Origin of the sequence: Bradyrhizobium murdochi (assembly GCF_000472965.1) — a bacterium.
Classification (GTDB): Bacteria; Pseudomonadota; Alphaproteobacteria; order Rhizobiales; family Xanthobacteraceae; genus Bradyrhizobium; species Bradyrhizobium murdochi.
The window spans coordinates 356,698-381,656 of the sequence record NZ_AXAU01000003.1; the positions used below are offsets into that span (position 1 = coordinate 356,698).

The window sequence follows — 24,959 nt, forward strand, 5'->3', positions numbered from 1 at the left end:
CCTCAATGCCCGCTCAGCACCAGCGTCTTGACCGGCAGCAACAGCGCCTGGATGCGCAACAGCAACGCATGCACGAGTCCGGTCGCATCGACGGCATGCAGGGCAAGGCCCTTCAGCCGGCCGGTCTTGGGGTCAGCGATCACGTCATGATTGCTGGTATAGGCATTGACGATGCAGCTTGAGCCCGGGGTCACGCCCTCGAGGCCGCCCTTGTAGAGCGGCTCGAGGAAGGCCAAAATCGTGCCGGGCTGCCGCAGACTCTGCGGGTCGATCAGTTGTTCACCGGATCGAAATTGACCGGCGGCGATATAGTCCTGCACGCTGGTGACCACGAGCGGAATGATGACCCACGGCTTTGAGATGCAGGTCGCCTCCGCGATCATGCCCGGCTTCATGACCTGGGCCTCGATCTGGCCGAAGCCGGCTTGGAGGCTGATCCGACCGGCACCCTCCGGTATCAATAGGCCCGCAGGCCGCATCAGTTGATTGACGACGTCGCCGGTACGCACGAGAAATTGCTCCACGCGGCCATCGACGCCAGCTCGAACATAGGTCTTATCCAGATCGACCTGCGCCTGGGCCATGGCAGCCTCAGCGCTTGCCTTCTCCGCCGGCAGCAACGTGGAGACCCGTAGCGCGGCGGATTCCTTGACGGCATTCGCCGCGTCGACGCCGGCTTGCCGCTGATCGACCACCACCTGCAGCTTCTCGATGTCGCGTTGTGGCACGATGCCGGGATTACGACGCTGTAGCTCGCTCTTCACGTCCAACTCGTCCCTGGCCTGTTGAAGGGAAGCCTTCGCCTCTGCGATCTGGGCCTCAGCCTTGACGACGTCGGAGCGCGCCGAGATCAGCGCTGCATCGACCTCGGCGGCCTTGCGCGTGGCGGTCTCCAGCGCGGCCTGCTGCTTCGAGCTGTCGAGCCGGAAAAGCACATCGCCTTTCTTCACGGCCTGGCTGAAGCCCGCATTAACCTCGGCGACGCGGCCTGAACCTTCAGGCAGGATCGGCACCGTGCGGAAATAGATCGCCGCTGATGTGGTCGAGGGATGGTAGTAGAAGATCATCGTGATCAGCCCGATCGTGAGCATCAGGCAACCCGTTATTCCCCAGCGCAGCTCATACCAGACGGAGAAGAAAGTAATCTCCTTGCCAAACCGCTTGCCCTGCACGTAGCGGCGATAGAGGTAATCGGGCAGGATCGTCACGAGCGAGCAGATCATCAGCTCAAGCATGGCCGCGCACCTTTTCCCTTTCGGCAGTCTTGACGCCGAACTGATCGGATATTTTTGATTTGGGTTCGGCTGCGGCTACTGCATCCGGCGCGTCTGGGCCCGCGCCCGCAATCCGTTCGACTGACCCGGCGATGCTGCGGATCGGCGTGCCGAAGTCCGGCAGGTCGATCATCGCGAGCAGTAGGCCCGCGATCCAGAAGATGTGCATGTGCGTGAAAAGGGAGATCAGGCCGAGGACGGCGACGATCTCGAACTGCAGCTTGTGCGTCCGGTGCGCCATGCGCTCCGGCAGGCTGTGCAGTCTCAAATACAGATTGCCTACCCACAATACGGTCGCCACAAGAAAAACTCCCATCACCACCATCAGGGTGTCCGACCCGTCGGCGCCGGGAATGAAGAACGGCAGATGATGGGGAGCTGCCGGATGCATCTGGTCGCTCAAGGCTGTCCTCCCACTCGTACAGGCGGGTGNGCCGCAGTCNCNCCCGCCACAGTGCGGCCCCCTGCCCTGACGATGCTTGATCTGGATCAAGGGGTGCCCCGCCACCGCGGCCCTAACGTTGGAGGGCAAGAGGCGGCACACAGTCATTCAGGAGAGGCTTGCCATGCCCAAAATCGACGACCTGATCCCCAGCGCAAAGGACATCCAGAAACAAGCGGCCCTGAAGGAGGCCCAGAAAGCAGAGGAGCACGCCAAGCGCTTGGCGGCGGCCGAGGCCGAGAAGAAGGCGCTGATCGACAGGCTCAGCAAGCCGTCAGGCCTCTCCGAAGATGAGAAGGTCCAGCTCGCCTCTACCGTGATCCAGCGCGCGGTGCGCCACGGCCTGACCGAAGTGCAGGTCTACCGCTTCCCGAACTCGCTGTGCACCGACCGTGGCCGCGCCATCAATCAGATGGAAGCAGGGTGGGAAAAGACGCTCACCGGAATCCCAAAGGAAATCTACCAGCTCTGGAGCGATTATCTTCAGCCCCGCGGCTACCGCATCAGCTACCAGATCATCGATTTTCCGGGCGGCATGCCGGGCGACATCGCTATCACGATAAGCTGGGACGGCTAGCCGTTCCGCGTCCGATCGCAGTCGAACGGAGGATCATAGCATGGCCAGGGACGGCGCTCCGTCGAAGATGAAGCGGAAGGCATATGAAAAGGAGCTGCGCAAACTGCAGGTGGAGCTCTGCCATTTGCAGGAATGGGTGAAAACGCAAAAACTGAAGGTGATCATCCTGTTCGAGGGTCGCGACGCCGCCGGCAAGGGCGGCACGATCAAGGCGATCACGGAAAAGGTGAGCCCGCGGGTGTTCCGTGTCTGCGCCCTGCCCACGCCGTCCGACCGGCAGAAGAGCCAACTTTTCCTGCAGCGCTATGTCGAGCAGTTCCCCGCCGGTGGCGAGATCGTGATCTTCGACCGCAGCTGGTACAACCGCGCCGGCGTCGAATATGTGATGGGATTTTGCAGTCCGGAGGAGCACAAGCGTTTTCTGGACCTGTGTCCGCAGGTCGAGAAGTTTGCTGTCGATGGCGGTATCATCCTGATCAAGCTGTGGCTCGAGGTCGGCATGGAGGAGCAGGAACTACGCTTCCAGGCCCGCATCGAGGACCCGTTGCGGCAGTGGAAGCTCAGCCCCATGGACACCGAGTCGTTCGGGCGATGGTACGACTACTCGCGGGCGCGCGACATGATGTTCAAGGCAACCGACACCAAGCATGCGCCCTGGCGGCTGATCCGCTCCAACGATAAGCGGCGCGCGCGCCTCAACGTCATCTCGCACATCCTCAAGACAATTCCGTACAAAAACATAAGGCGCGATAAGGTCGAGTTGCCGAAACGGTCCAATAAAGGACGCTACGACGACCAGTCGAGCCTACGCGGGATGAAGTTCGTCGAGGAACGCTACTAGGCGGCAGGCAGGGAGCCGCGCAAGACGGCTCCCGCCACGCTACTCATTGCATCGCGATGGTAACGCCACCCACGGCGGCAGAAGCTTCCACGCCGACCCTTGGTCCACTGAGCTGCAGGATCACACCCTTGGCATTCTGCAACTGCACACCGCCGGCCCCTGCGGCGAGCGCGCCGCCGGCCCCGCCCACGGCATAGCTACCGGCCAGATCGCCAGGACTTCGCAGATTCAACGCCCGGCCAACGAACTTGGTGGTCGATGCTCCGATGGTGAAGCCCACGCTCATGCCTGACACCGTGAAGGGATATTTCTTGCCGCGGAAGGTCAGCACACCCTGCCCGCCGCCAACGCCGACGATAAATCCGCCCTTGGTGAAGACGACGGCTACCTGGCCGACCTCGGCCAGGCTCGGTGTCGCCAAAGCGGCTGAACCCAGAAATCCCAGCGCCGCTCCCAGCATCATTCTTCGAGATTTCGTCATCAGGCTTCCTTTTTTAGGTTTGAGCCCAAGTCCCCATGACCCGGGCTCGGAAATGCAGGCCGGCCTATCGCGCGAGGATCATTTTGCTCTCCAGATCTACGCGGGGGCGCTTCGTCGATGCTCGTGCTGGCCCTGATGGCGGACTTTGATCCAAGTCAACGAATGCTGACCCTTGAGAGCGAAGCCGCACGTTCCGCACGGTCGCGCGCGTCGCAATGCAGCAAGAGTCAGCCGACCTTCAGATCGCCGAGCACACTGTCCATCCGTCGGGTCCAATTGGCGCTGTCGGTTTTTTCCGCCAGCCCGTCTGCTTGCAAGACATCGCGGACCTGCCCGCGGGCGCCGACGATCTGGAATGCGATGCCGCGAGCGGAAAGCTCGCCATGAACGTCGTGCAGCATTTTGGCGCCCGCGAGATCAATGAAGGGTGAAGACGAGAGGCCGCAGACGACCAACTTCGTATCTGGCGCGGCCTGGACTCTCGCCAGTACCGTTTCCAGGACAGTTTCGGCGTTGATGTAAAGCAGTGACGCTTCGGGACGAAACGCGATGATGCCGACGAGCGGCTCAACATCCGGGTTTCGCGCGCTGTCGGCGTAACGCCCAGTCCCAGGCAGGCGGCCGAGGAATGCCACGTTAGGCTGCGAGGCGCGTGCCAGGAGCAGGAAGATGGAAGCGATCGCAGCCAGCAATATGCCTTGCAGGATGCCGAGCACCAGCACCGAAATCAGCGCGATCGCCGCAGCATAGAAATCGATGCGGCTGATCCGCCACATGCGGACGAGTGCTGCAACATCGACGAGCTTGTAGACCGCGGTGAAAACGATCGCTGCCAGCACCGCCTTGGGAAGGTTCGTCAGCAGTCCGGTAAGAAAGAGCAGGCAGATCGCCAGCGTGGCCGAACAGACGACCAGCGCAAGCGGCGTGCGAGCTCCGGCCTGATCGTTGACCGCGGACTGCGATAATCCGCCCGCGACGGGATAACCATGCCCCAGCGACACCGCGAGGTTTGCGGCGCCCAATCCCAGAAACTCCTGCCGCACATCGAGGGCGTAACCATGCTTGGCCGCAAAGCTTCGCGCGGCTGAGACGCCCTCCACATACGCCAGCAGCAAAATGCCGGCAGCAAGCGGAAACAACTCGTCAGGTTCCAGCAGCCCGAAAGTCGGCATGGCTAGACTTGGCAGTCCCTTCGGTATTTCTCCGGTAACCGCGACGCCCAGCGCAGGCAGCCCAAGGATTGTCGCCATGAGGATGGACAGGATCACGACAGCGAGCCCGACCGGTCTTCCCGGCAACAACCGAGCGCCAACCAGCAGCAGCACGATCGCTGCAACACCGATTGCCAGCACGATCAGGTGCACATCGCCGAGCTGACCGACTAGCTTGGCGGCGCGGTCGAAGAAATTGCGCCCGCCGCCGGCAACCCCGAACAGGCTCGGCAACTGGGTCATGATGATGGTGAGGCCTGCCCCGGCCTTGAAGCCGACGAGAATGCTGTCGCTGACGAGGCGCACCAGCATGCTGAGCCTGAACAGCCATGCAATCAGGCAGAGCGACGCGACTGCAATGGCGGCAAGACTCGCGATCTGCGCGTAGCGGACACCATCACCGGCGGCCAGTGGCCCGACCGTTGCCGCGATCATCAGCGAGATTGCTGAAGTCGGACCGACCGCCAATTGTCTGGAGGACCCAAGCAGAGCATAGCCGATGCCGCCGAGCATATAGCCGTAGACCCCGACCTGTGGCGGCAGGCCGGCGAGCGCGGCATAAGCCAGCGAGACCGGGATTGCATAGGCTGCGAGGGTGACGCCTGCAATGATGTCGGGACGCAGCCAGGAGGCGCGATAGCCAGCGAGCCACTCCGCGGGCGGAAAGACTCTTGGCCGTATCGATTTCATGGCCAGCCCCTGGTTCAACCTTGCATGACTTCCACGGTGCGCAATCTTCCGCAGAGCAATAGGACCAGTAACAGTACCTGCACCCTTGCTGCCTGATCCCCCGTTGATCCAGATCAAGGCTTCGTCCCGCTTGCAGCAAAGACTCATGTGCAGATCTCTGGCCGGAGCGCTACGCATGCACCGCCGTGTGTGGAGGTTCCTCATCATCGCGGCGGCTATGGCGAGAGCCTCGCTCGCGGCGGCGGCCGCTGATCCGCCGCGGTTACAGGAGGAGGTGTGGGCACTCCCCCTTCCCGCGCCGACCATCGCCTATGTGGTACGCCCGGTCGGCGACGGCCCCTTCCCGCTCGCCATCATGAATCACGGTGTCTCGCTTGATCCAGTGCAGCGCGGTTTCTTTCCGCTGGTCGAATTCCGCGACGCCGCGATGTGGTTCACGCGCCGCGGCTATATGGTGGTAGCGCCCTCAGGTCCCGGTTATGGCGCGGCCGCTATCGACGTGCCGGAAGCAGGCCTCTTCGCCGCGTTCTTTTCGAAGATCGGAAAATGCAGCAATCCGAATTTTCGCGATGCCGGACTTGCAGCTGCCCAGCTCAACCTCTGGATCATCGAATACATGAGCACGCTGAAGCGGATCGTGCCCGATAATGTCATCGTGATCGGCCAATCCGCCGGCGGCTGGGGTTCGATCGCGCTCTCGAGCGTCAATCCGCCGCCTGTCAAGGCGATCGTCGTTTTTGCGGCCGGGCGCGGCGGCCGCGTCGACGGCAAGCCGAATAACAATTGCGGCCCCGAAAAACTGGTCGAGGCAACCGCCGCGTTCGGCCGCACCTCCCGCGTACCGATGCTTTGGATCTATATCGAGAACGACACCTTCTTCGGACCCGAACTGTCGAAGCGGATGCACGCGGCGTTTACCGACGCGGGAGGCAATGCCGAGTATCACCTCTTCCCGTCACATGGCAGCGACGGTCATTTCTTCATCGGCGCAGCGGAGGCCGTTCCGATCTGGTCGCCGCTCGTCAGTGCCTTCCTGGACAAGCACAAGTGAAGGAGCCAATGCACCATTCACCGTTGCCTGGCATGCTCCTTGGTATTGCTCTCGCCTCGCCGGCGACGAGCTGGGTAATGGCGCAACAGGCCGCCCCCAAATCTGCCGCGGACGAATTCGCCGTACGCGGCCAGCGCGAGGCCCGCGCCATCAAATATGGCGATTGGGAAAAAGTCTGCTTCAAGCCGGGCGGCGCCAAGATGGTCTGCCGGACGACGATCGCTGGCCATTTCGAAACGGGCCAGATTGCAGTGCGCGCCTATGTTGTCGAGCGCGAAGGCGACAACATAGTAAGATTGCAACTTTTTCTGCCCGTGGGACTCTACATGCCGGCCGGTGCCAAACTCACGGTCGACAAGGGGATGGCGCACAACATTCCCTACACCTGGTGCCTGACCAACACCTGCATTGCCGGCGACACCGCTAATCCGGATCTGCTCGGAGAAATGGAGAGCGGAGCTAATCTCATCATTGAGGTCGTCGACACCAACATGCTTGCCGTCACCACATCAGTGCCACTCAACCAGTTCGCCGCCACCCGCAAGGGCGCGCCGACAAAGATCTTTGCGCAGAACATCGACGAGTGAGTAAGTAAGCCTGGGCCGTCCTATTCAGAAGCGGCAGCCGCCCTTTTGATCGGCTCGATCAGCGACTGAGCTGGGAACGGCTTTGTCAGGTAGGCGACACAGCCAGAAGCCATCGCAGCCATCCGCGTCGCGTCACTGTCGTTCCCTGTGATGTAGATCACAGGCAGGGACACGCCTGCTTCCGCCAGGCGGTGGCGCAGTTCGATGCCCGATCCATCGCCTAGATTGACATCGACCACGAGGCAAATGGCCTGCTCGAAATCGTCGTGATCCTGCAAGGCTTTGGCCGTTTCGAACGGCACGGTTTCAAAGCCGTGCTGCTTAAGCAGGCGGCGCACGCCCTTGAGCATGGAAGGGTCGTCGTCGACGACAAAAACGACTTTGCGCTGGTCCAAGGTACTTGGCCTTACAGTTCATTCTACCTACAAAGGCAGCCGGTATTAGTCATCGGAGCCGGCTCGCTAACCTTCAAAATCGGCTGAGGTTCCAAGAAAGCCAGCGCATGTCAGCCCTGCTTGGAAGCTACGCTTCACCAAGGGCTTTCATATTGTCCTTTCGGACATCAGCACTATTGCTGAATCATTTCGGGGCCTGCAACCATTGATTGTATTGACAGCACTAGCTTAGTACCCCGAGCCGCTCCGCCATCCTGACCAGTTCCGCCAGAGATTGCACCTTCATCTTCTCCATGACCTGATGCCGGTGCGCCTTGATGGTGCGCTCCGTCGTTCCCAGCTCATGTGCGATCTGCTTGTTGAGCTTGCCGCGCACCACAAGTTCAAATACCTGGCGCTCACGCGCCGTCAGCGCGGCCAACAGCGTTCGCATCTCTTCCAGCCTGTGTTGCTCTCCGCGCGTGATGGCATGACGGGCCATCGCGCGCTCGATTGCGCCGAGCAACTCTTCCGACTCGACCGGCTTGGTGAGGAAATCCTCCGCGCCAGCTTTGATGGTCCGCACTGTCGTCGGCGTGTCGGCATGCCCCGTTAGGAATACGATCGGCAGGGTTGAGCCGAGCGCGTTCAGACGCCCCTGTAGCTCCGGCCCGCTCAAGCCGGGTATCCGCACGTCGAGCAGGATGCAACAAGGCTCATTCTCGTCGGGCGGACAGTCGAGCAATTGTTGCGCCGACGGATAGGTCGCCACCTGGTAACCCGCAAGTGTCAGCCGCCGCTCGATCGCGGTGCGGAAGGACGCATCATCGTCGACGACATGAACGCGACCGGACATCGCTCCCTCCTATGCGGCCAGCGGCAAGGTGAAATGAAACGCCGCCCCGCCGCCGCTCTGGTTCTCGGCCCAGATCTGCCCCTTGTGGGCGAGAATGATGGTGCGTGCAATAGAAAGCCCAATTCCCATGCCCTGGTCCTTGGTGGTGAAGAAGGGATCGAACACCTGGGCGAGCTTGTCGGCCGGAATGCCGGGTCCGGAATCAGAAATCGAGATTACAACCGACGATCCATCGTTTAGTTCGGTGCGGCCGATCACCGTGCGGCCATAGGGAATTGTCGCCATCGCATCCATGGCATTGACCACCAGATTGAGGATGACCTGCTGCAGCTGGATCGGGTCGCCTTTGATACGCAGCGTACCCGGCACCGTCTGCAGATATAACGCGACATTGCGTGCCGATGCCTGGACGGACAGAAACTTGAACGCCTCACCCATGACCTCGTTGAGATCTATATCCCGCGTCTCGAACGGCGTCCGCTTCAGGAAACCGCGCAAGCGGCGGATCACCTCGCCGGCGCGCTGGTCGTCGCGCTTGATATCAGCGAGAATTTCCCTGATCTCTCCGAGGTCGGGCTTGTCCGATTTGAGGATTAGCTCGGCAGTCTCGGCATTGGTGAGGATTGATCCCAGCGGCTGATTGAGCTCATGCGCAATCGACGACGACAATTCTCCGGTCGTTGCCTGCCGGTTGACATGCGCGAGCTCCGTCATCCGCTGGTGAGACTCCAATTCGGCATTGCGTCGCAGATGACGCTCATGCAGCAGGAACATGATCAATCCGGCCTGGGCCAATATAGCGGATGCGATGGCCATGCTCTGCCAGCGGTACTTTTCTATAAACGTGGGGTCGCGAAAGCGGATCTCGCTACCTTCGGGCAGACTCGCCTCGCCCACATTCCAGCGCTGCATCTGCGGCCAGTCGAAGATCGGCTTCACGCCTCCATACACCGGCTGAATGTCCGATACACTTGTACCGTCCAGGATGCGAAGCGCCAGCTTTGCGGCCTCCGCTCCGATCATTGAGGGAACAAGCACGTATCCGCCGATTCCGGGGCCAAGAAAAGTTTCTGCGGCCACCACAATTGGCCGGTTCGCCTTCTCGGCAATGAGCTTGACGGCGGTAGCCGGCGGATAGAACGTGTCCTCCCCGTCCGAGTAGACGGCCGAATAGATGATCGCGCTTCGGTCGGGCAATTCAGCGACCTGCTTGCGAATCTCGGACATCTTCTGTCCGATGATCTCAATCACCTTCAGACCGGCAGTGGATGCGGCGATTTCACTGTTCCAGTTTCGGTAAATGACCAGATTGTTCCAGTCGTCTCCAACGAGCGCGACTGTATCGAGGTCAGGCACCACAGCTCGCGCCGCTTGGATCGAGTCCGCCAGCGGTATCTTCACGATAACGCCGGTGGCGTTCGATTTCTGCTTGAGCCGCGCGAAATCCGCTTCGTCGATCATGGCGAAGACGATCGGCATGCCCGGCCACAATTCGTCGCGCCATTTGAGAACAAGTTCAGTTGTGGCCGCGCCAATCCCAACCACAGTCCCGAGCGGCTTGCCCTGATACTTCTCCTTCAAATACCGCTTCAAGGCCTCCTCATAGGCCGGACCGTTAAAGCGGCTCAAATCGAGACTTTCGCTGTAGAGCGTGACACGCCTATCGGAATGTTTGCTCACGACATCGCGTAGCCCTGCGAACACCTGATAATAGAATGGCCCGCGCAAATCCGACTGATCGAGCACGAGAATCGAGTGCGGCCGTTGCTGCTGTGCCGAAAGGCACGTCGGCGCGAGCAATGCGAACAAAACGACGATAAGGCCCTTGAAAGAAATGATTCCGCTCATGCGCCTGGCCCCGCAGGCAGTTTCGGGCAAACTCGGCAATGAATCTAACACCTCTCTATCTCGGCGAAAACCCGCAGTTGCCGTCAAGCCATGACCCGGGCAGCCATGTTGACGCATCCCTCCGCTAACCTGTCCTTTGGGACAATGGACTGGCCAGCGCCGATCGGGAAAATGCCTGCACTGCAAGTGGATTCCGGGGAATGCAACAGCGGCGTCGCATTCCTCGAGCGCCCCAATCAAGACCACCACCGAAGCCTCACCCTTCGAAGGAGATGGTCCAATGTTTGCCCGCATCAGCGACAGTTCCAGTGAATTTCCCGGCATTTTTGGCGAAAGCCTCACCCAAAATAGTTTGTCGCGACGGATCAGTTTGAATGAATTTAGCTACAAGAAGGGTACCGAGATTTTTGGAGAGAAGGAGCCGGCTGATTACGTTTACCAGGTCGTGAGCGGGGCGGTACGAAGCTACAAGCTGCTCTCCGACGGCCGACGTCAGATCGGCGCCTTCCACCTCGCCAACGACATTTTCGGTCTCGAGATCGGATCCGATCACCGCTTCACCGCCGAAGCAGTCATTGACACGACGGTCCGCTTGATGAAGCGGCGCAGTCTAGAGCTGGTAGCCGAGAGCGACGTCACGGTTGCTCGCAATCTGCTCAGCATGACCACGAGCAGTTTGCGGCACGCCGAGGACCACATGCTGCTGCTCGGACGCAAGACGTCGCTCGAGCGCGTCGCCGCGTTCTTGATTGAGATGGACCGGCGGTCAACGGCCGCCGGCGTCCTCGCCCTGCCGATGTGCCGGCGCGATATCGCCGACTATCTCGGCCTGACGCTGGAAACGGTGTCGCGCGCGCTGTCACGCCTGCACGATCTTGATATCCTCGGCTTCATCGGCAACACGCAGCGCCAGATCGTGCTGCTCGATCGCGAAAAGCTCGCTAGGTTCGATCTCCAGAACTGAACGGCGTGCCGAAGGTCACGGTAGAACCAAGATACGCCAGCGTTTTCATCAGCACCTCGAACACAACCGCCGTGGACCAGCCAAACATCAGGATTCCGGTCATCGCAGCCATTGGGCCGAGCAGTTGCCATGCCTTGACCGGCGTGACGTCGCCATAGCCGAGCGTCGTGTAGTTGACGAAGGCGAAATAGAGCAGGTCACTGCCCTCTGGGGCCGCACCGACCAGCGCATAGGATAGCGCCCAGACGGCTACTTCGATCCCGTGCGCGAGCTTCAGCACCACCACGGTGGCAATCATGACGGCCATCAGATGCAATCGTGGCGTTGAGGTATGTTTAAGGCCGACGGCGCGCGCAACACTGATGGCGGCAATCGTCGCCAATGCGTGAATCATGATGTTGATCATGCTGACGAGGAAGCCGACTAGAAGCTGACCTCCCATCACGCGGTCCCAATGTTGTGTGTCGTGCGTGTCTTTGCGACAGGCTCGGTTTCAGATGCTACCCTCACTTCATCGTCGCGCACCCATGCCGTCAGCAATTCCCAGGCCACCGCCAGGATGATCGGCCCGATGAAGAGGCCGACAATGCCATGCGCCAGCGTACCGCCGATCACGCCGAGGAAAATGACAAGTGAGGGCGTGGTCAGACCGCGCCCCATCACGATAGGCTTCAATACATTATCGGCTAGCGAGGCCGGTAGCAGGCACGCGGTGATCAGTAGCGCCACGGCAAAGGACTTGGTCACCCAGATCCAGATAAGGACGGGAATCACAATGATGGCCGATCCGATCTGAAGGATGCCGAGCATCATCACCGCAAAAGCCAGCAGTCCCGCGCGCGGGACGTCCGCAAACTTCAGGATCATCCCGATCACCAGTCCCTGCGCCACCGCAATACCGATTACACCCTGTGCCACGGAACGGATGGTCGCGCCCGCCAGCACCAGAAAATTCTCGCTCCGTTCGGCCACAACACGGGACAGGAAACGCTGGCTGGCTGCCACGAGCCGCGGCCCTGCCGGTAGCAGGAAGCCGGTCAGTGCGACCGCGACGAGAAACTTCAACGTTCCGACGCCAGCGCCACCGGCCAAGCCCAGCATCGTGCCGGCCATCGGCTTCAGATGCGGGGCAAATTCACGCAGCGCCGCGCGCAGGTTGGTCGAGGCCTGATCCCAGAGGGCAAAGAGCTGCATGCCGATGATTGGCCAATCCTTGACGCCAGCGGGCGGTGACGGAATGGCCAGCGTGCCGGCGCCGAGCTGCGCCGCGAAGCTGCGGAGCCCCTCCACGGCACCGAGGCCAAGCCACGTCGCGGGGCCGATGACGATTCCGAGATTGATAAGCGTCAGGACGGTCGCCGCGAGCTTCGGACGATTGCCGAGCAGACCCGAAAGCCAGTTGAAGACCGGATAAAGCGCCACGGCCAGAACGACGCTCCAGGCGAGGATCGGAATGAACGGCCGGATCACGACAAACGACCAGTAGATCAGGAGCGCCAGAAGCGCGAGCCGGACCGCAAGCTGGATTTCGTCCTCTCCCGCGAGGAGCTGTCGAATGGGTCGCAAGCGGCACCCCCATGTCTGCCGAATACAAGAATTATGCGGCTTACTCCGGATCAGCTTGATTCAAATCAAGCCCTGCGACTGCGAGGCACCAGCCAGCGTAGACGCCAACGCCACCTGAGCAGCCGGCTCATCCAGGCACAGATTCGCTTTCTCAAGAGCGAAGAGCTCAAGGCGATGCGCGATGCCGGGCTGCGGCTGTCGAGGCATGGTATCGGCAGGTCCGCAAATTGTGGGAAGAGTACTCGAGGGCACCACGGCGCAGGTTCCGAGGAACTGAAGCGTTGACGCAGATCAAGGTCCCGGCTGGAGGCGCGGTGACATTTACCGGCAATCACTGCACCTCCGATCGCTTGCCGGAGACCAAACATGAAGTCTGTTTCCGCCGAAGAAGCCGTAGCGATGATCCCCAATGGCGCGAGCATCATGGTTGGCGGCTTCATGGGCGTCGGCACGCCCGAACGCCTGCTCGATGAGCTGGTGCGGCAGAAGAAAGCCGACATTGCCCTGATCAGCAATGACGCGGCCGTTCCCGGCAAGGGTGTCGGCAAGCTGTTCGAGGGCGGACAGGTGTCTAGGATGATCGGCACCCACATCGGGCTGAATCCGAAAGCGCAGCAGCAAATGCTGGCAAACGAGATCACGGTGGACCTGATTCCACAGGGTACCTTCGTCGAGCGCATCCGCGCCGGCGGTTGCGGCCTCGGCGGCGTATTGACTCCGACGGGCGTGGGTACCCTCGTCGAGCAAGGCAAGCAGAGGGTCGAGGTCAACGGCAAGACATTCCTGCTCGAGACCGCGCTGCGTGCCGATTTCGCGCTGGTACACGCCTTTCTGTCCGACTATGTCGGCAATCTCTCCTATGCGCTGACCGCGCGCAACTTCAATCCCGTCATGGCGATGGCAGCCGATACCGTCATCGTCACCGCCGAGCACATCGTACCGGTCGGCGTCATCGCGCCTGACCACGTCGTCACGCCGGGCCCCTTGGTCGACTATCTCGTTGTGAACGGGTGACCCATGGATGCACAAACCATCATTGCTCGGCGCGTAGCGAAGGAGCTTCGCCCCGGTAACCTCGTCAACCTCGGCATCGGCATTCCGACACTCGTTGCCAACTACGTGCCCGAAGGGCTGAAGGTCTTCTTTCAGTCCGAGAATGGGCTGATCGGCACCGGGCCGATACCCGAGCAAGGCATGGCACATCCGCTCCTGACGGACGCCGGTGGCAAGCCAATAAGCGCCCTGCCCGGCGCCGCGACGTTCGACAGCGCGATGTCGTTCGGCCTGATCCGTGGCGGTCACGTCGACATTACGGTGCTGGGCGGCTTGCAGGTCGATGCGGCCGGCCACCTCGCCAACTGGATGATCCCAGGCAAGATGGTGCCGGGGATGGGCGGCGCCATGGATCTCGTGAGCGGCGCCAAGCGCGTAATCGTCGCCATGCAACATGCCGCTAAGGGCAAGTCGAAGATCGTTGCCAGATGCAGTCTGCCCCTGACCTCGGCGCGTCCCGTCGACATGGTCGTCACCGATATGGCTGTCATCGCCTTTCCCGACGGCAAGGCAACCCTGATGGAAACAGCGCCTGGCCTCAAGATCGCCGAGGTACTGGCGGTGACGGAAGCCGAACTCGCCATTCCGGACGTGGTGCCTGAAATGAAGCTGTGACGCGCCAAAGCGGATCAAAGCCATGCGGATATTCAACGGATTTGAAGAACTGAAAGCCGCCGTCGGCACGGAAGTCGGCACCAGCGAATGGATCGAGGTGACGCAAGACCGTATCAACAAGTTTGCCGAAGCGACTTGCGACGAGCAGTGGATCCATGTTGACCAGGAGCGCGCCCAGGCGGAGATGCCGGGCGGCAAGACCATCGCCCATGGCCTGCTCTCGCTCAGCCTGACCCCGATGTTCATCCGCTCCGTGATGGGCCTCAAGGGACTGAAGAACACCTTGAACTATGGTGCCGACCGCATTCGCTATCTCTCGCCGGTCCCGGCGGGATCGAAACTGCGCGGCCGCGTCAGCGTAGCCGAGGCTGAGGAAGTACCGCCGAATGGCTTGCGGGTGCATTATCGCGTGGTGATCGAGATCGAGGGCGGCCAGCGCCCCGCCTGCGTTGCCGAGGTGATCGGCTTGCACTACCGCTAGGCAACGCCTTCAATCGATGATGTGGTAGCCGCCGTCGATGTAGAGCACGCTGCCCGTAATCAGCTTGGCGCCATCGAGTGCGAGAAAGGCGGTCGCCTTGCCGACGTCGTCGATACTGACCAGGCGGCGCGTTGGCGCCTGCGACTGCGCCTTGTCCATCAGTTCGTCAAACTCCGGGATACCCGATGCCGCGCGGGTCGCGAGCGGTCCCGGTGAAATGGCGTGGACGCGAATGCCCCTGGGGCCGAGCTCGGCCGCGATGTAGCGCACCGCAGCTTCAAGCGCGGCCTTGGCGACCCCCATCACGTTGTAGTTCTTCACCACCATCTGACTGCCGTAATAGGTCATGGTGAACATCGTGCCGCCGTTCTTCATCAGCGGTTCCGCCAAATGCGCCATGCGCATGAAGGACCAGCACGAGACGTCCATGGTCTTCTGGAATCCTTCGCGGTCGACATCCACCACCCTGCCATGCAGTGCGCCCTTGGGCGAGAAGGCAATGGAATGAAGCAGAAAGTCGAGCTGCCCCCACTCCTTCTCGATTTTCTCGAATACTTTCTCGGTCTCGCCTTCGACCATGACGTCGAGCGGCATGAAGATCGGCGATTCCAACGCCTTGGCGAGTGGCTCGACGTGCTTCTTGGCTTTTTCATTCAGGTAGGTGACCGCCAAGTCGGCGCCCAGCGCACGAAACGCCTTGGCGCAGCCCCAGGCGATGGACTGGTCATTGGCGATGCCGACCACCAGCCCCTTTTTGCCTTTCAGCGCGACGTTGGTCTCGGGAAAAACCGGGATGTTCATGACACTCTCTCGCGTTTCTGGTTTGGCGATTGCCGGTTCATGAGCAGCGCCAGCGTGTGCTGCGCAATCATCAGCTCTTCGTCGGTGGGTACGACATAAACGGGAACGCGGCTGTCAGACCGCGATATCCTGGTGGCGTGGCGGGCATTCTCGGCCGCATCGAGCGCGACGCCGAGCCAGCCCAGTTTCTCTGCAATGCGCGCACGGATGGAAACCGAGTTCTCGCCAATCCCGGCTGTAAATACGAAGCCGTCAATCCCCTGCAGCGCGGCCGCCAACATGCCCGCGTTGAGACCGATCCGGTAAACGAAATAGTCGATCGCGAACGCTGCGCGCGGATCCCCGCTGGTCTCGAGCTCCCGCATGTCGTTGCTGACGCCGGACAGGCCCTTCAGGCCGCAGTCGCGGTACAGAAAATTTTGCACATTCGACGCCGACATGCCTTTTTCTGCGATCAGATAAAGTACGACGCCTGGGTCGAGCTGGCCCGGCCGTGTTCCCATCGCAAGCCCATCGAGCGCCGTGAAGCCCATCGTGCTCTCGACGCTTTTTCCGCTCTTCATTGCGCACATCGAGGCGCCACTGCCGAGATGGGCCACGATCACGCGTCCGCCGGCGATCTCAGGCGCGACCTGCGGCAGACGTTTTGCAATGTACTCGTAAGACAGGCCGTGGAAGCCATAGCGCCTGATGCCTTCGGCATGAAGCTGATGCGGGATCGCGTAATGATCCGCGAGCGCATCATGGTCGCGGTGGAACGCGGTATCGAAACAAGCGACCTGCGGCAGCGCCGGAAAGTTGTTCAGCAGTGTCCTGATCGGCGCAAGGTTATGCGGTTGGTGCAGCGGCGCGAGCGATACGTAACGCTCGAGCCGCGACACCACGGCATGATCGATGAGCACCGGGTGGGCATGATCTGGCCCGCCATGGACGACGCGATGGCCAACCGCGATGGGGTTGATGTTGAGTTCATCGCGCAGCCAGGCACCTGCGACCGCCATTGCGGCTGAGACGTCGGCAACCGCTTCGATCGGATAGGCGCGGTCGGCCAGCGGATCGCCGGCGCCGCCGCTGGCGCGCAGTCGCGGCCGGCTGCCGATCCCATCCATCTGCCCCTTGACCTGCCGCCGCAAGGCGCCCTCGCCTTCTACCGCGAATATCTGGAACTTCACGCTCGAGGAGCCGGCATTGACGACGAGGATCGTATCCATGGCGGTCACGCTGCAGCAATTGGCGCTTTGCGCCGTCGGGCATCGGCTTGTAGGGCCGCCACGGCAGCGGAAGCCATCCGCGACCGCGCGGAATCCGCCCGTGATGTCAGCACAACCGGCACGCGCGCACCCAGCACGATGCCGGCGCCGTCAGCCTTGGCGAAATAGGAAAGATTCTTCGCCAGCATGTTGCCGGATTCGAGGTCGGGCACGACCAGTATCTGCGCCCGTCCGGCCACTTCCGACTTGATGCCCTTGATCCGCGCCGCCTCCATGTCGATGGCGTTGTCAAAGGCGAGCGGCCCGTCGAGCAACGCCCCCGTAATCTGCTTGCGGTCTGCCATCTTGCAGAGCGCCGCAGCTTCGATGGTCGAAGGAATTTTTGAGGTGACAGTCTCGACCGCCGACAGGATTGCGACCCGCGGCGTCGTGCCGAAGCCGACCTCGTTGTAGAGATCGACGGCGTTCTGGATGATGTCGCGCTTGACATCGAGGTCGGGCGCGATGTTGATGGCGGCATCGGTCACAAACACCGTCTCGGTATAGGCCGGCACATCCATGATGAAGACATGGCTGATCCGCCGATTTGTGCGCAGTCCACCCTCCTTTGCCGTAACGGCCCGCATGATCTCGTCGGTGTGCAGGCTGCCTTTCATCAGGACTTCACCCTTGCCCTCGTGAATCAGCTCCACGCCCTTCGCCGCCGCCGCGGCTTCCGTGGGCGGGGTGTCGATGATCTCGTAGCCAGCAATGTTCAGCTTGTGCCTGGCGGCGGTATCCCGGATCCTGGCGGCAGGGCCAACGAGGATCGCCTTGATGATCCCTGCTTCCACCGACTCGATCGCACCACGCAACGAGCTTTCGTCGCAGGGATGCACGACAATGGTTGTAACCGAGGGAACGCCCTTGGCCGCCGCAATCAGGCGGTCGTACTTTGATCCGGATTGGATCTCGCTGGCTTCGGATCGCTTTACGCTCATGGCATCGCTCCGAATCTCTATGAGGCTTTGGCCTTCGTATCGAAAAGCGCCACATTCTCTTCGAGCCCGAACAGCTCGGCCACCTGCTTCAGCCGCTTTGCTACCTCGCCGGATATTTCCGCGCTCGCCGAGAGCACTTCCTGAATAGCCGCGAAGGCCTTGCGGCGTTCACCCTTGTTCTCCGGCAGAAGTTTCGGGATGGCGGCGAGCGCGGCCTCCCGGTCGAGCAGCAGCATGAAGAACTGCTCCCGAACCAGCATCTTGAACTCGGCCAGCGTCATCCGCGCCGACTCGTCCTGCTGGCGCAGACGCCGCAATGCCTCAAGGCTGCGTTCGTCCACCATGCCGCGGGCCGACCCGGCATAGAGCAGCGCCCGGATAGCGGCCTCCCTCAAGCCACCGGCTCCAATCTTCGACTTCAATTCCTTGATGCGTGCCTCCAGAAACGAACGGTGCTTCGGGTCCATCTCGCGTCGGGACGAAGGCGTTGACTGCGGATCGACTCCCATCGCGGCCTGCAAGACCGGCGAGCCATAGATGGTAAGGAACATCGCCTCGCTGAGCGCTTCCTGCGCGTCGCGCCATTGGTCGAGCGAGCGGACGATCTGGTTCGATACTTTCTCCTGGAAGGCCAGGAATGGATTTTCCTTGGCGACCGGTTTGCGGTCCTCGCGCGCCTTTTCTGCTGCGTCCTCCACCACCTTCATCCAGGGATTCCAGCTGCTGAACATCTCATATTGCACCCGCAGCGGATGCCAATTGCGCATCAGCTCTGCCATCTGCGGCGTCACCATCGACTTGATCCAGGGCTGGAGGTACTTCCGGTACGCCGCAAGATTCATTTCCGAGATGCGCTTGGCGGTCTCGAAGCGGCGCTCATCATCCGGCGAATTGCCACCCATGGCGCGGATATCGTCCAACGTCCGAGCCTCGCAGCGCATGACCCACTGCCCTACCGTGAACTCATCATTGAGAGTTTCAGGGCCCCTCGCCTCAAAGGTCGCCTCATAGAGGCCAGGCGGCAGCACATCGATCAGGTCGATGTTGCTGGAGAACTCCGCGTGCTCTTTCTTGGCCACGCCGCCGGAGACGAAAATGCCGAGGTGGCCGATCGTCTCATGCACCGTATAGACGATAGTTTGCCCGTACGCCCTGATCTCGTCGACGTTGGCATAGAGATCGAGGATCCAGTGCAGCGCCTGCTGCGGCGGGGTGATGTTGTCACCCTTTGAGCAGAATACAACGATCGGCGAACGGACGTTGCGCAGGTCGACGGCCGTACCATCAGACATCTTAACCCGACCGGCAGCGAGATTGTTGCCGATGAAGAGTTCATCGACGATGAATTGAATCTCCTCGGCGTTCAGATTGACGTGCCCGCCCCACCAGCGCTCGAAATCGAGATAGCGGTCCGCCTCAGTATCGACCTTGGAGTACACGTTGTACTGCTTGGTCCACAGCGTGTTGGACGGATTTTGGCTCTCGAAATTTTGTACCAGCCAGGCGCCATCGAACTTGCCGCCTCCTAGATCGCTGGACAATGCGGTCAGCCAGCTCCCGCCGAGCAGGCCGCCCGAATAGCGCATCGGATATTTGCCGTGCACGCCGGCCCAGTACGCGAGTGGCGCACCCGCGATGATCAACGGACCAAACAGTTGGGGCCGTAGTGAAGCGAGGATCATGACGGCCCAACCCGCCTGGCAGTTGCCGATCACGCACGGCTTGCCGTCGGCCTGCGGATGCCGCTCGATCACTTTCTCGATGAAAATCGCCTCGGCGCGTGCGATACGCTCGATGGTCTGGCCCGGCATAGGCTCGGGCAAAAAGCCGATGAAGTAGCAGGGATGGCCCGCCTTCATTGCGACCCCGATCTCGCTGTCGGCCTTGAAACCGCCGATGCCCGGCCCATGCCCGGCACGGGGATCGACCACGACGAATGGCCGGCGTTTCAGATCGATCTCCACGCCTTTGGGCGGGATGATCCTGACCAGCGCGTAGTTGACTGGATGCTCGAGCTTGCGGCCATCGATGATGAGTTCCGCGGCATAGCTCAAGACGTGCGGCGCCGTCTGCGCCACATGCTCGCGATATTGGTCGCCGCGCTGGCGCATGATGTCGAGGAACAGCGCCGTGCGCTGTCCGGCATCGACCATATATTCCACCGCGGAGGCAACGAGCCCCGACATTGCGCCGCCGGGCAGTTCCAGTTTCTCGAGAGCCATTCGTTCGATCCTTCTACTGGAAAACGGATACAAAGCGGCTCAGACCTGGCAGACGTTGATCTAAGTCAATACCGCTCGAGCACTCGTCGGCCCTGCTTGAAGCGGGAGGAAATGGATGCAGGACCTGGCAAACTACTCTGCTACCGAACGCCTGCGCGACGGCCGCGAGATCAAGATCCGCGCGCTACGGCCCGACGACAAGGACGACATGCTGGCGGCTATCGGCCGCACCGGGACACACTCGCTACAACGTCGATTCTTCGTGGTGAAGCGAGGCTTCTCGGAAACGGAGATCGCCTTCTTCATGAATATCGATTACGTCAATCACGTCGCCCTCGTCGCCCTCGCCGAGGAAGATGGACGCAGCGTCATCATTGGCGGCGGACGCTACGTCGTTACTCAACCCGGCCAGGCCGAGATCGCCCTTGTCGTGATCGATAACTATCAGGGTCAAGGCCTGGGTACGCTCTTAACGCGCCATCTGTCGATCATTGCGCAAAGGGCTGGACTGAAGGAACTGATTGCCGAGGTCCTCCCCGAGAACATTGCCATGCGGAAAGTCTTCGAGAAATTCGGCTTCCGAGCTCAACGCGGAAGTGATCCGCAGGTACTGCACCTTGTACTGAAACTCTGACGAAACAGGATGATGCGAGTTGCGGGCCATTGACTTGGATCAAGGCCGCTTCAGGCTTGCCCGATGGAAGAATAGCGCTGTCGTTCCCAAGGAGGAGAACTATGGCTGAAACCACGAAGATCTCTGTTGAAAAAGCACTTAACCAAGTGCGTAAGGCTGATGCCGCGCCCAAATCAAAGTCAACGCGTCGCGATGAGGAGATGGAAGCGCTTGATGAAGAGACCAGACGCATGAGGGCGCAGAGACTACGGCTGGAGCGGCGCCAGAAGCCACCCTCATCGTGAGCAATGTGTCCGGGCATTGAATTGGCCACGACGTATGCGGTGGCAAAGTTGTGGAGGCCCTCCCTTCCCGCGCGCTCATGAAGGGGCGTGTACGCCCGGAGGAACGATGTAAAGGGTCATGGCAAAGATCGCATAGATGAATATCAGCAGCGCACCGATAAACCATGCAGAGCGTCCGCTGTTGGTTATGAAGCAAGACGTCACGGTTGCGATCATCACCATCGTCACTGCGCCCGGCCAAAACAGCAGATCCATTGGCTTGGGACCAATAAAGTAACTTAGGATGACGAGAACCGGCGCGACAAAAAGAGCGATCTGGGACGCGCTGCCCAGCGCAATGCTGACGCTCATATCAAGGCGGTTCTTGCGCGCCGCAGAGAATGCAACGGCCATTTCAGCCGCACCACCCACAAGCGCCACCACGATAAACCCGACGAAAGCCGGGCTCATGCCCAACGTCTCTCCCGCTTTCTGGACAGACCCGACGAAAATCTCACTAACGAGCGCTACGAGAATGGTGACGATGATCAAGGTTCCGACGGCCAAGCCGATAGGCCAGGCCTCATGCGTATCCTTGCCGTTGTGATCCGCGCTGCCAAACAAGTCCTTGTGCGTTCGTAGCGAAAACAACAGACTCAACGCGTATGCGGCTATGAGCAAGATTGCCAAACCGATACTGAGCTTCTGCGATACAGCCTCTCCTTGCGCCAAATTGAGATCAGCGACCGCCGCGGGGGCAAGAAGCGCGATTGTCGCCATCAATAGCAAGGCCGCATGAAGCCTCCCGCCGGCGCGATTGTAATCCTGCACCCGATGACGCAACCCACCCAACAGGAAGGACGCCCCCAACATAAAGAGGGAGTTAGTGACGATTGCGCCGGCAATCGAGGCCTTCACAAGCATATACTCTCCGGCGCGGAGAGCAGCCAAGGCGATGATCAGCTCCGTCAAATTTCCCAAGGTCGCATTGAGCAACCCGCCTATCGCATCTCCCGTTTTCTCGGCCACACTCTCGGTTGCGTGGCTGAGCAAGGCAGCAAGAGGCACAATCGCCAGCACGGCGAGGACAAACAATGAGGTATGGGCTGAAGGCGCAATTGTCTCGACAACAAGCACAGTCGGAACGAAGGCCAGCATCCAAAGGAGCGGGCTGTGGCAAATTTCCTTGAACAGCGGGTTCATGTGGCCTGACGCTTAGGGGTCTGCCGACGAAACGCACACGTGAGCGCGGTTCTGGACCTTGATCTAAGTCAAGCTTGTATAGTTGGTTGTGCCGTCATCTGCGTCGCTATTCTGTTATGCGTTCTTTGCATGGAGGCCACGATGCTCGCCCGCGAAAACTGAGCATGCAGATGACGTCTCCGCTGTCCTAGCGGCAAGTTCTGGCCATGACCGGAGCGATGAAATGATGGCGTCACGTCCGCCTTTACCCCGCTAACTGAACTGCATCGCCGACCCAATATCGCTGGCGGCAAGACTGCGCGGAGCGCCTCGCGCGCGCGGGGAACCCCCAGAAGATTATCAACTGCAGGTCCGGCTTGCGGCTGCAGGCCTACCGTAGACCTAATGGCGAGCGCCGGTAGTGTGATCGAGTGACGTCTTCAGCACCGTACCACCCTCACCCTTGAGCCCCTCGAGCACTTTGTCCGCGGTGACTTTACGTACTAGCACGAACAGTGCAGCAGTTCCGGGCTGTATGGCAGCGGCGGTTTCCTTCATCCACTTGTCGTCGATACCTACATCGGTCAGATATCCGCCCAGCGTGCCGGACGCTGCGCCAAGGGCCGCGCCAAGCAATGGCGCTAGAAAAATAAGGCCAATGAGAGTTCCCCAAAAAGTGCCCGAAACGGCCCCGGCGGCAGCGGTGTTGATCAGTTGATTCAGCTTGATGCGTCCTTCGGTGTCCTTTACCGCAATCACCGCATCGCCCAGCTCGATCAGATACTCCTTCTGCATGGCTAGCAGTTTCTGACGGACTTCTTCCGCTTTCGATTCAGTGGGAAATGCGATCACCACAAGATCACTCATCTGCATCCCTCCCTTGATACCGGGCGCCTGCCGCCCCAATCACCTCGTCTAGCGACCACTCGCGGGCACTGAGTGAAAGTCAATTCGTTGCCACACGTTTCTGTTGATCTAGATCAACAGAAGCCGGCGCTAGATTTGGCGCATTGAAAAATCAGTTTTGCGGTCGCCTGAGCTACTTTCAGGCCGGTATGTCAATTCTGCTCGTTGTCAGCGCCGAGGTTGCCTAAGCGCCGAGCACGCCTTCCGCTCGAGGTTTGCCATGGCCGAAAACAATCAGACTTTCCGTCGAGAAGGCGTGCGGCGCCGACGCACGGATAATCCTGTGCGTGCGCAGCTGCCGGAAACCCGTTGTAGAGCACGAGCATGCAAACGGTAAGGAACGTCAGTCGCATTGTTAAAACTCGCCAACGCGGCACGTCTCAAAGAGCCTATCGCAAGCGTTGGAGGACATCGCGTGCGAGCAGCGTGTTTGCGCACGAAAAGGCGCATGAAACAGAAATTGGTATCCCTATAGCGTCCCTTGCGCGCGGTTCCGGAAGGCGCGACTGAGCGGGGGACAATTGTCCCGGTTAAATGGGCATGTGACGCTCTCCCGGATGACGACCTATCAGCTAGTCGTCCGTGAAGAACGGCTAAGCGACTGAGTTGGAGTCGTAATTCTTCTTTGCAGGCTGTTTTGAGATCGCAGGGTTTTGGTGCTTTGGGCACGGCTGCAATTTTGTTTCCGGGATTGAACGAAGCCGCTGGCGCGGCATGTAGGGAGGCATAGCAAGGATTGCCTCCTGTCTGAGAGGATTGCGGGTTTTCGAAGCCCAACCCTTTAGACAGGAGGTTTTCCGATGGCTGAGATCAGCCCACTTCGCCGCCGCATGATCGAGGATGACGGTCCGCAATCTGTCACCGGCGACGCAACAATCCTACCTCAACGCCTTAGCGAAGTTGAGCCGATATTTCGGTCGTTCTCCTGACCGCCTCGACCTGGAGGATATCCGTGCCTTCCAGGTTCATCTGGCTGCAACGGGGATGTCCTGGCCGGCGCTGAACCAGATCGTCTGCGTTCGTCTAGGGTGTGACGCTTGGTCGTGACACCGTTCCAGAGCGCATCGCCTGGGCGCCGATTCACATTTGGCGGATTGCGCGCTCTGTCGCTCCGATTCCAGCTTTCATCGCTTGCTCAAACGACGCTCCGCGCACGAAGTCGCTCGGCTGACATGCCATTGTCGTCTATCGACGACGAGCTTCTGGAACAGTTCGATCTGTCTCCTTGTGTGTCGCCGGGTCCGCCTCGAACGCTTGCTTCCCCTTTGCTGACCACAGCGCTCGCGCCTGTTCGCCCTGACCGCTTTGGAGCTTGTCGGCCATCCAGAGCAGCGCGCCGTAGATCATGGCACGGTCGTTGCCCGTCAGGTCCACGACACCTGCTTTCACGACAAGGCCGCCGAGTTCGATAAGGTGCCGCGTGCGCTTGCGGCGCTCGACCTGCCATGTGCGCATGTCATGTCGCGCCCTTGCGGCCTGATGCCGGTTGCGCGCTGCCCGATTGCGCCGGAGCGCCGTCCGTGTCGCGGTCAGTTGCCGGTGCAGATCGCCGCGACCGTCCCTGAAAGAACGCGACCCCGCGCCTGGCCCATGCCTCCCTCTTTCCGGCCTCTTTTGTCTCGGCCAGCACGATCAGCGCACCCGCCAGTTCATTGGCGGTGAGGGTGTCAGCCCCCGTGGCAACGACCAGCTCGCCGAGCTGCCGCACCTTGCGGGTTTTCAGCCCGCGCGCCTTGTCTTCGAGCGCCTTCAGTTCCGCGTCAAAGTCCCGTGGCTTGCGCATCCTATCCTCCAAAGCTGTCTATGCGCGATGATAGTTGAGGAGCCCGCAGAATGCTGTAAGGCTGCC

General features: G+C 60.7%; 27 protein-coding genes and 1 pseudogene. 11 read left to right on the forward strand and 17 right to left on the reverse strand.

Annotation, left to right across the window (positions count from 1 at the left end):
- Positions 1-2: 2 nt before the first annotated feature.
- A complete protein-coding gene (locus YUO_RS0112395; RefSeq protein ID WP_028347547.1) occupies positions 3-1,235 on the reverse strand; it encodes an HlyD family secretion protein in 1,233 nt (410 codons plus the stop codon).
- Entirely contained in the window at positions 1,228-1,677 is a 450-nt protein-coding gene (locus YUO_RS40560) for a hypothetical protein (protein WP_028347548.1), read from the reverse strand. Before YUO_RS40560 ends, YUO_RS0112395 begins: the two co-directional genes overlap by 8 nt.
- Positions 1,678-1,840: 163 nt before the next feature.
- Between YUO_RS40560 and YUO_RS0112405 the strand changes: the two genes are divergently transcribed.
- Together YUO_RS0112405 and ppk2 are read left to right on the forward strand one after the other, a co-directional pair.
- Positions 1,841-2,293: a hypothetical protein gene (locus YUO_RS0112405; protein ID WP_028347549.1), complete on the forward strand. Its 453-nt coding sequence runs from the start codon at positions 1,841-1,843 to the stop codon at positions 2,291-2,293.
- Between the two features lie 40 nt (positions 2,294-2,333).
- Positions 2,334-3,134 carry a polyphosphate kinase 2 gene (ppk2, locus tag YUO_RS0112410; protein WP_028347550.1) on the forward strand — a complete coding sequence of 267 codons (801 nt, stop codon included), beginning with the start codon at positions 2,334-2,336 and terminating at the stop codon, positions 3,132-3,134.
- Between the two features lie 43 nt (positions 3,135-3,177).
- Here ppk2 and YUO_RS0112415 read toward each other — a convergent pair whose 3' ends face one another.
- Positions 3,178-3,615, reverse strand: coding sequence for a hypothetical protein (locus YUO_RS0112415; RefSeq protein ID WP_028347551.1), 438 nt, complete (start codon positions 3,613-3,615; stop codon positions 3,178-3,180).
- Between the two features lie 227 nt (positions 3,616-3,842).
- Positions 3,843-5,516 (reverse strand): SulP family inorganic anion transporter, encoded by a 1,674-nt coding sequence (locus YUO_RS0112420; protein ID WP_028347552.1) that lies wholly within the window; start codon positions 5,514-5,516, stop codon positions 3,843-3,845.
- A 175-nt stretch (positions 5,517-5,691) separates the two neighbouring features.
- On the opposite strand from YUO_RS0112420, the gene YUO_RS0112425 reads away from it, so the two are divergent.
- Both YUO_RS0112425 and YUO_RS0112430 read left to right on the forward strand, forming a co-directional pair.
- Positions 5,692-6,567 carry an alpha/beta hydrolase family protein gene (locus YUO_RS0112425; protein WP_035726614.1) on the forward strand — a complete coding sequence of 292 codons (876 nt, stop codon included), beginning with the start codon at positions 5,692-5,694 and terminating at the stop codon, positions 6,565-6,567.
- An 8-nt stretch (positions 6,568-6,575) separates the two neighbouring features.
- A complete protein-coding gene (locus tag YUO_RS0112430; RefSeq protein WP_028347554.1) occupies positions 6,576-7,154 on the forward strand; it encodes an invasion associated locus B family protein in 579 nt (192 codons plus the stop codon).
- Positions 7,155-7,174: 20 nt separating this feature from the next.
- Here YUO_RS0112430 and YUO_RS0112435 read toward each other — a convergent pair whose 3' ends face one another.
- The 3 genes from YUO_RS0112435 to YUO_RS0112445 all read right to left on the reverse strand — a co-directional run bounded on the left by YUO_RS0112435 (position 7,175) and on the right by YUO_RS0112445 (position 10,232).
- Positions 7,175-7,549: a response regulator transcription factor gene (locus tag YUO_RS0112435; RefSeq protein ID WP_028347555.1), complete on the reverse strand. Its 375-nt coding sequence runs from the start codon at positions 7,547-7,549 to the stop codon at positions 7,175-7,177.
- Between the two features lie 223 nt (positions 7,550-7,772).
- Positions 7,773-8,384 carry a response regulator transcription factor gene (locus YUO_RS47145; RefSeq protein ID WP_028347556.1) on the reverse strand — a complete coding sequence of 204 codons (612 nt, stop codon included), beginning with the start codon at positions 8,382-8,384 and terminating at the stop codon, positions 7,773-7,775.
- A 9-nt stretch (positions 8,385-8,393) separates the two neighbouring features.
- Entirely contained in the window at positions 8,394-10,232 is a 1,839-nt protein-coding gene (locus YUO_RS0112445; RefSeq protein WP_028347557.1) for a sensor histidine kinase, read from the reverse strand.
- 280 nt (positions 10,233-10,512) lie between these two features.
- On the opposite strand from YUO_RS0112445, the gene YUO_RS0112450 reads away from it, so the two are divergent.
- Complete coding sequence (locus YUO_RS0112450) at positions 10,513-11,196, forward strand: helix-turn-helix domain-containing protein (RefSeq protein ID WP_028347558.1); 684 nt, start codon at positions 10,513-10,515, stop codon at positions 11,194-11,196.
- Here YUO_RS0112450 and YUO_RS40565 read toward each other — a convergent pair.
- Positions 11,174-11,638, reverse strand: a complete 465-nt coding sequence (locus YUO_RS40565) for a potassium channel family protein (RefSeq protein ID WP_051379398.1) — start codon at positions 11,636-11,638, stop codon at positions 11,174-11,176. The two genes, YUO_RS0112450 and YUO_RS40565, sit on opposite strands and share 23 nt — an antisense overlap.
- Positions 11,638-12,762, reverse strand: coding sequence for an AI-2E family transporter (locus tag YUO_RS40570; RefSeq protein ID WP_156908602.1), 1,125 nt, complete (start codon positions 12,760-12,762; stop codon positions 11,638-11,640). Before YUO_RS40570 ends, YUO_RS40565 begins: the two co-directional genes overlap by 1 nt.
- A gap of 366 nt (positions 12,763-13,128) precedes the next feature.
- Here YUO_RS40570 and YUO_RS0112470 point away from each other — a divergent pair, with 366 nt between their 5' ends.
- The 3 genes from YUO_RS0112470 to YUO_RS0112480 are packed head-to-tail and all read left to right on the forward strand — an operon-like array spanning position 13,129 to position 14,911.
- Positions 13,129-13,776, forward strand: coding sequence for a CoA transferase subunit A (locus YUO_RS0112470; protein ID WP_028347559.1), 648 nt, complete (start codon positions 13,129-13,131; stop codon positions 13,774-13,776).
- A gap of 3 nt (positions 13,777-13,779) precedes the next feature.
- Positions 13,780-14,430: a 3-oxoacid CoA-transferase subunit B gene (locus YUO_RS0112475; protein ID WP_028347560.1), complete on the forward strand. Its 651-nt coding sequence runs from the start codon at positions 13,780-13,782 to the stop codon at positions 14,428-14,430.
- A 22-nt stretch (positions 14,431-14,452) separates the two neighbouring features.
- Positions 14,453-14,911: a MaoC family dehydratase gene (locus tag YUO_RS0112480; protein ID WP_028347561.1), complete on the forward strand. Its 459-nt coding sequence runs from the start codon at positions 14,453-14,455 to the stop codon at positions 14,909-14,911.
- Between the two features lie 9 nt (positions 14,912-14,920).
- On the opposite strand, the gene fabI is transcribed toward YUO_RS0112480, so the two are convergent.
- From fabI to YUO_RS0112500, 4 genes are read right to left on the reverse strand one after another with little or no spacing between them, the layout of a single operon-like run.
- Positions 14,921-15,712 (reverse strand): enoyl-ACP reductase FabI, encoded by a 792-nt coding sequence (fabI, locus tag YUO_RS0112485; protein ID WP_028347562.1) that lies wholly within the window; start codon positions 15,710-15,712, stop codon positions 14,921-14,923.
- Positions 15,709-16,923 carry an acetate/propionate family kinase gene (locus YUO_RS0112490; protein WP_028347563.1) on the reverse strand — a complete coding sequence of 405 codons (1,215 nt, stop codon included), beginning with the start codon at positions 16,921-16,923 and terminating at the stop codon, positions 15,709-15,711. Before YUO_RS0112490 ends, fabI begins: the two co-directional genes overlap by 4 nt.
- A 5-nt stretch (positions 16,924-16,928) precedes the next feature.
- Positions 16,929-17,903, reverse strand: coding sequence for a phosphate acetyltransferase (locus tag YUO_RS0112495; RefSeq protein ID WP_028347564.1), 975 nt, complete (start codon positions 17,901-17,903; stop codon positions 16,929-16,931).
- A gap of 17 nt (positions 17,904-17,920) precedes the next feature.
- Positions 17,921-20,125, reverse strand: a complete 2,205-nt coding sequence (locus YUO_RS0112500) for a DUF3141 domain-containing protein (protein WP_028347565.1) — start codon at positions 20,123-20,125, stop codon at positions 17,921-17,923.
- A gap of 115 nt (positions 20,126-20,240) precedes the next feature.
- Between YUO_RS0112500 and YUO_RS0112505 the strand changes: the two genes are divergently transcribed.
- Both YUO_RS0112505 and YUO_RS44720 read left to right on the forward strand, forming a co-directional pair.
- Complete coding sequence (locus tag YUO_RS0112505) at positions 20,241-20,759, forward strand: GNAT family N-acetyltransferase (RefSeq protein ID WP_028347566.1); 519 nt, start codon at positions 20,241-20,243, stop codon at positions 20,757-20,759.
- Positions 20,760-20,860: 101 nt separating this feature from the next.
- The gene (locus YUO_RS44720) at positions 20,861-21,043 is read left to right on the forward strand and encodes a hypothetical protein (protein WP_083754563.1); all 183 of its coding nucleotides are present in this window, start codon (positions 20,861-20,863) and stop codon (positions 21,041-21,043) included.
- Positions 21,044-21,118: 75 nt separating this feature from the next.
- Here YUO_RS44720 and cax read toward each other — a convergent pair whose 3' ends face one another.
- Both cax and YUO_RS40575 read right to left on the reverse strand, forming a co-directional pair.
- Positions 21,119-22,225, reverse strand: a complete 1,107-nt coding sequence (gene cax, locus YUO_RS0112510) for a calcium/proton exchanger (RefSeq protein ID WP_028347567.1) — start codon at positions 22,223-22,225, stop codon at positions 21,119-21,121.
- A gap of 381 nt (positions 22,226-22,606) precedes the next feature.
- Complete coding sequence (locus tag YUO_RS40575) at positions 22,607-23,071, reverse strand: DUF1269 domain-containing protein (RefSeq protein ID WP_035726676.1); 465 nt, start codon at positions 23,069-23,071, stop codon at positions 22,607-22,609.
- 839 nt (positions 23,072-23,910) lie between these two features.
- On the opposite strand from YUO_RS40575, the pseudogene YUO_RS44725 reads away from it, so the two are divergent.
- Positions 23,911-24,185, forward strand: a pseudogene (locus YUO_RS44725) (phage integrase N-terminal SAM-like domain-containing protein); the annotation flags it as partial.
- Positions 24,186-24,295: 110 nt separating this feature from the next.
- Here the strand turns inward: YUO_RS44725 and YUO_RS0112520 are convergent.
- Both YUO_RS0112520 and YUO_RS0112525 read right to left on the reverse strand, forming a co-directional pair.
- Positions 24,296-24,565, reverse strand: a complete 270-nt coding sequence (locus YUO_RS0112520; protein ID WP_028347568.1) for a conjugal transfer protein TraD — start codon at positions 24,563-24,565, stop codon at positions 24,296-24,298.
- A 1-nt stretch (position 24,566) separates the two neighbouring features.
- A complete protein-coding gene (locus YUO_RS0112525; RefSeq protein ID WP_028347569.1) occupies positions 24,567-24,893 on the reverse strand; it encodes a conjugal transfer protein TraD in 327 nt (108 codons plus the stop codon).
- Positions 24,894-24,959 lie beyond the last annotated feature (66 nt).

Coding starts and splice junctions, on each gene's coding strand:
- YUO_RS0112395 (WP_028347547.1), bottom strand. CDS start 1,235: ATGCTTGAGCTGATGATCTGCTCGCTCGTGACGATCCTGCCCGATTAC.
- YUO_RS0112405 (WP_028347549.1), top strand. CDS start 1,841: ATGCCCAAAATCGACGACCTGATCCCCAGCGCAAAGGACATCCAGAAA.
- ppk2 (WP_028347550.1), top strand. CDS start 2,334: ATGGCCAGGGACGGCGCTCCGTCGAAGATGAAGCGGAAGGCATATGAA.
- YUO_RS0112415 (WP_028347551.1), bottom strand. CDS start 3,615: ATGACGAAATCTCGAAGAATGATGCTGGGAGCGGCGCTGGGATTTCTG.
- YUO_RS0112420 (WP_028347552.1), bottom strand. CDS start 5,516: ATGAAATCGATACGGCCAAGAGTCTTTCCGCCCGCGGAGTGGCTCGCT.
- YUO_RS0112425 (WP_035726614.1), top strand. CDS start 5,692: ATGCACCGCCGTGTGTGGAGGTTCCTCATCATCGCGGCGGCTATGGCG.
- YUO_RS0112430 (WP_028347554.1), top strand. CDS start 6,576: ATGCACCATTCACCGTTGCCTGGCATGCTCCTTGGTATTGCTCTCGCC.
- YUO_RS47145 (WP_028347556.1), bottom strand. CDS start 8,384: ATGTCCGGTCGCGTTCATGTCGTCGACGATGATGCGTCCTTCCGCACC.
- YUO_RS0112445 (WP_028347557.1), bottom strand. CDS start 10,232: ATGAGCGGAATCATTTCTTTCAAGGGCCTTATCGTCGTTTTGTTCGCA.
- YUO_RS0112450 (WP_028347558.1), top strand. CDS start 10,513: ATGTTTGCCCGCATCAGCGACAGTTCCAGTGAATTTCCCGGCATTTTT.
- YUO_RS40565 (WP_051379398.1), bottom strand. CDS start 11,638: ATGGGAGGTCAGCTTCTAGTCGGCTTCCTCGTCAGCATGATCAACATC.
- YUO_RS0112470 (WP_028347559.1), top strand. CDS start 13,129: ATGAAGTCTGTTTCCGCCGAAGAAGCCGTAGCGATGATCCCCAATGGC.
- YUO_RS0112475 (WP_028347560.1), top strand. CDS start 13,780: ATGGATGCACAAACCATCATTGCTCGGCGCGTAGCGAAGGAGCTTCGC.
- YUO_RS0112480 (WP_028347561.1), top strand. CDS start 14,453: ATGCGGATATTCAACGGATTTGAAGAACTGAAAGCCGCCGTCGGCACG.
- fabI (WP_028347562.1), bottom strand. CDS start 15,712: ATGAACATCCCGGTTTTTCCCGAGACCAACGTCGCGCTGAAAGGCAAA.
- YUO_RS0112490 (WP_028347563.1), bottom strand. CDS start 16,923: ATGGATACGATCCTCGTCGTCAATGCCGGCTCCTCGAGCGTGAAGTTC.
- YUO_RS0112495 (WP_028347564.1), bottom strand. CDS start 17,903: ATGAGCGTAAAGCGATCCGAAGCCAGCGAGATCCAATCCGGATCAAAG.
- YUO_RS0112500 (WP_028347565.1), bottom strand. CDS start 20,125: ATGGCTCTCGAGAAACTGGAACTGCCCGGCGGCGCAATGTCGGGGCTC.
- YUO_RS0112505 (WP_028347566.1), top strand. CDS start 20,241: ATGCAGGACCTGGCAAACTACTCTGCTACCGAACGCCTGCGCGACGGC.
- YUO_RS44720 (WP_083754563.1), top strand. CDS start 20,861: ATGGCTGAAACCACGAAGATCTCTGTTGAAAAAGCACTTAACCAAGTG.
- cax (WP_028347567.1), bottom strand. CDS start 22,225: ATGAACCCGCTGTTCAAGGAAATTTGCCACAGCCCGCTCCTTTGGATG.
- YUO_RS40575 (WP_035726676.1), bottom strand. CDS start 23,071: ATGAGTGATCTTGTGGTGATCGCATTTCCCACTGAATCGAAAGCGGAA.
- YUO_RS0112520 (WP_028347568.1), bottom strand. CDS start 24,565: ATGCGCACATGGCAGGTCGAGCGCCGCAAGCGCACGCGGCACCTTATC.
- YUO_RS0112525 (WP_028347569.1), bottom strand. CDS start 24,893: ATGCGCAAGCCACGGGACTTTGACGCGGAACTGAAGGCGCTCGAAGAC.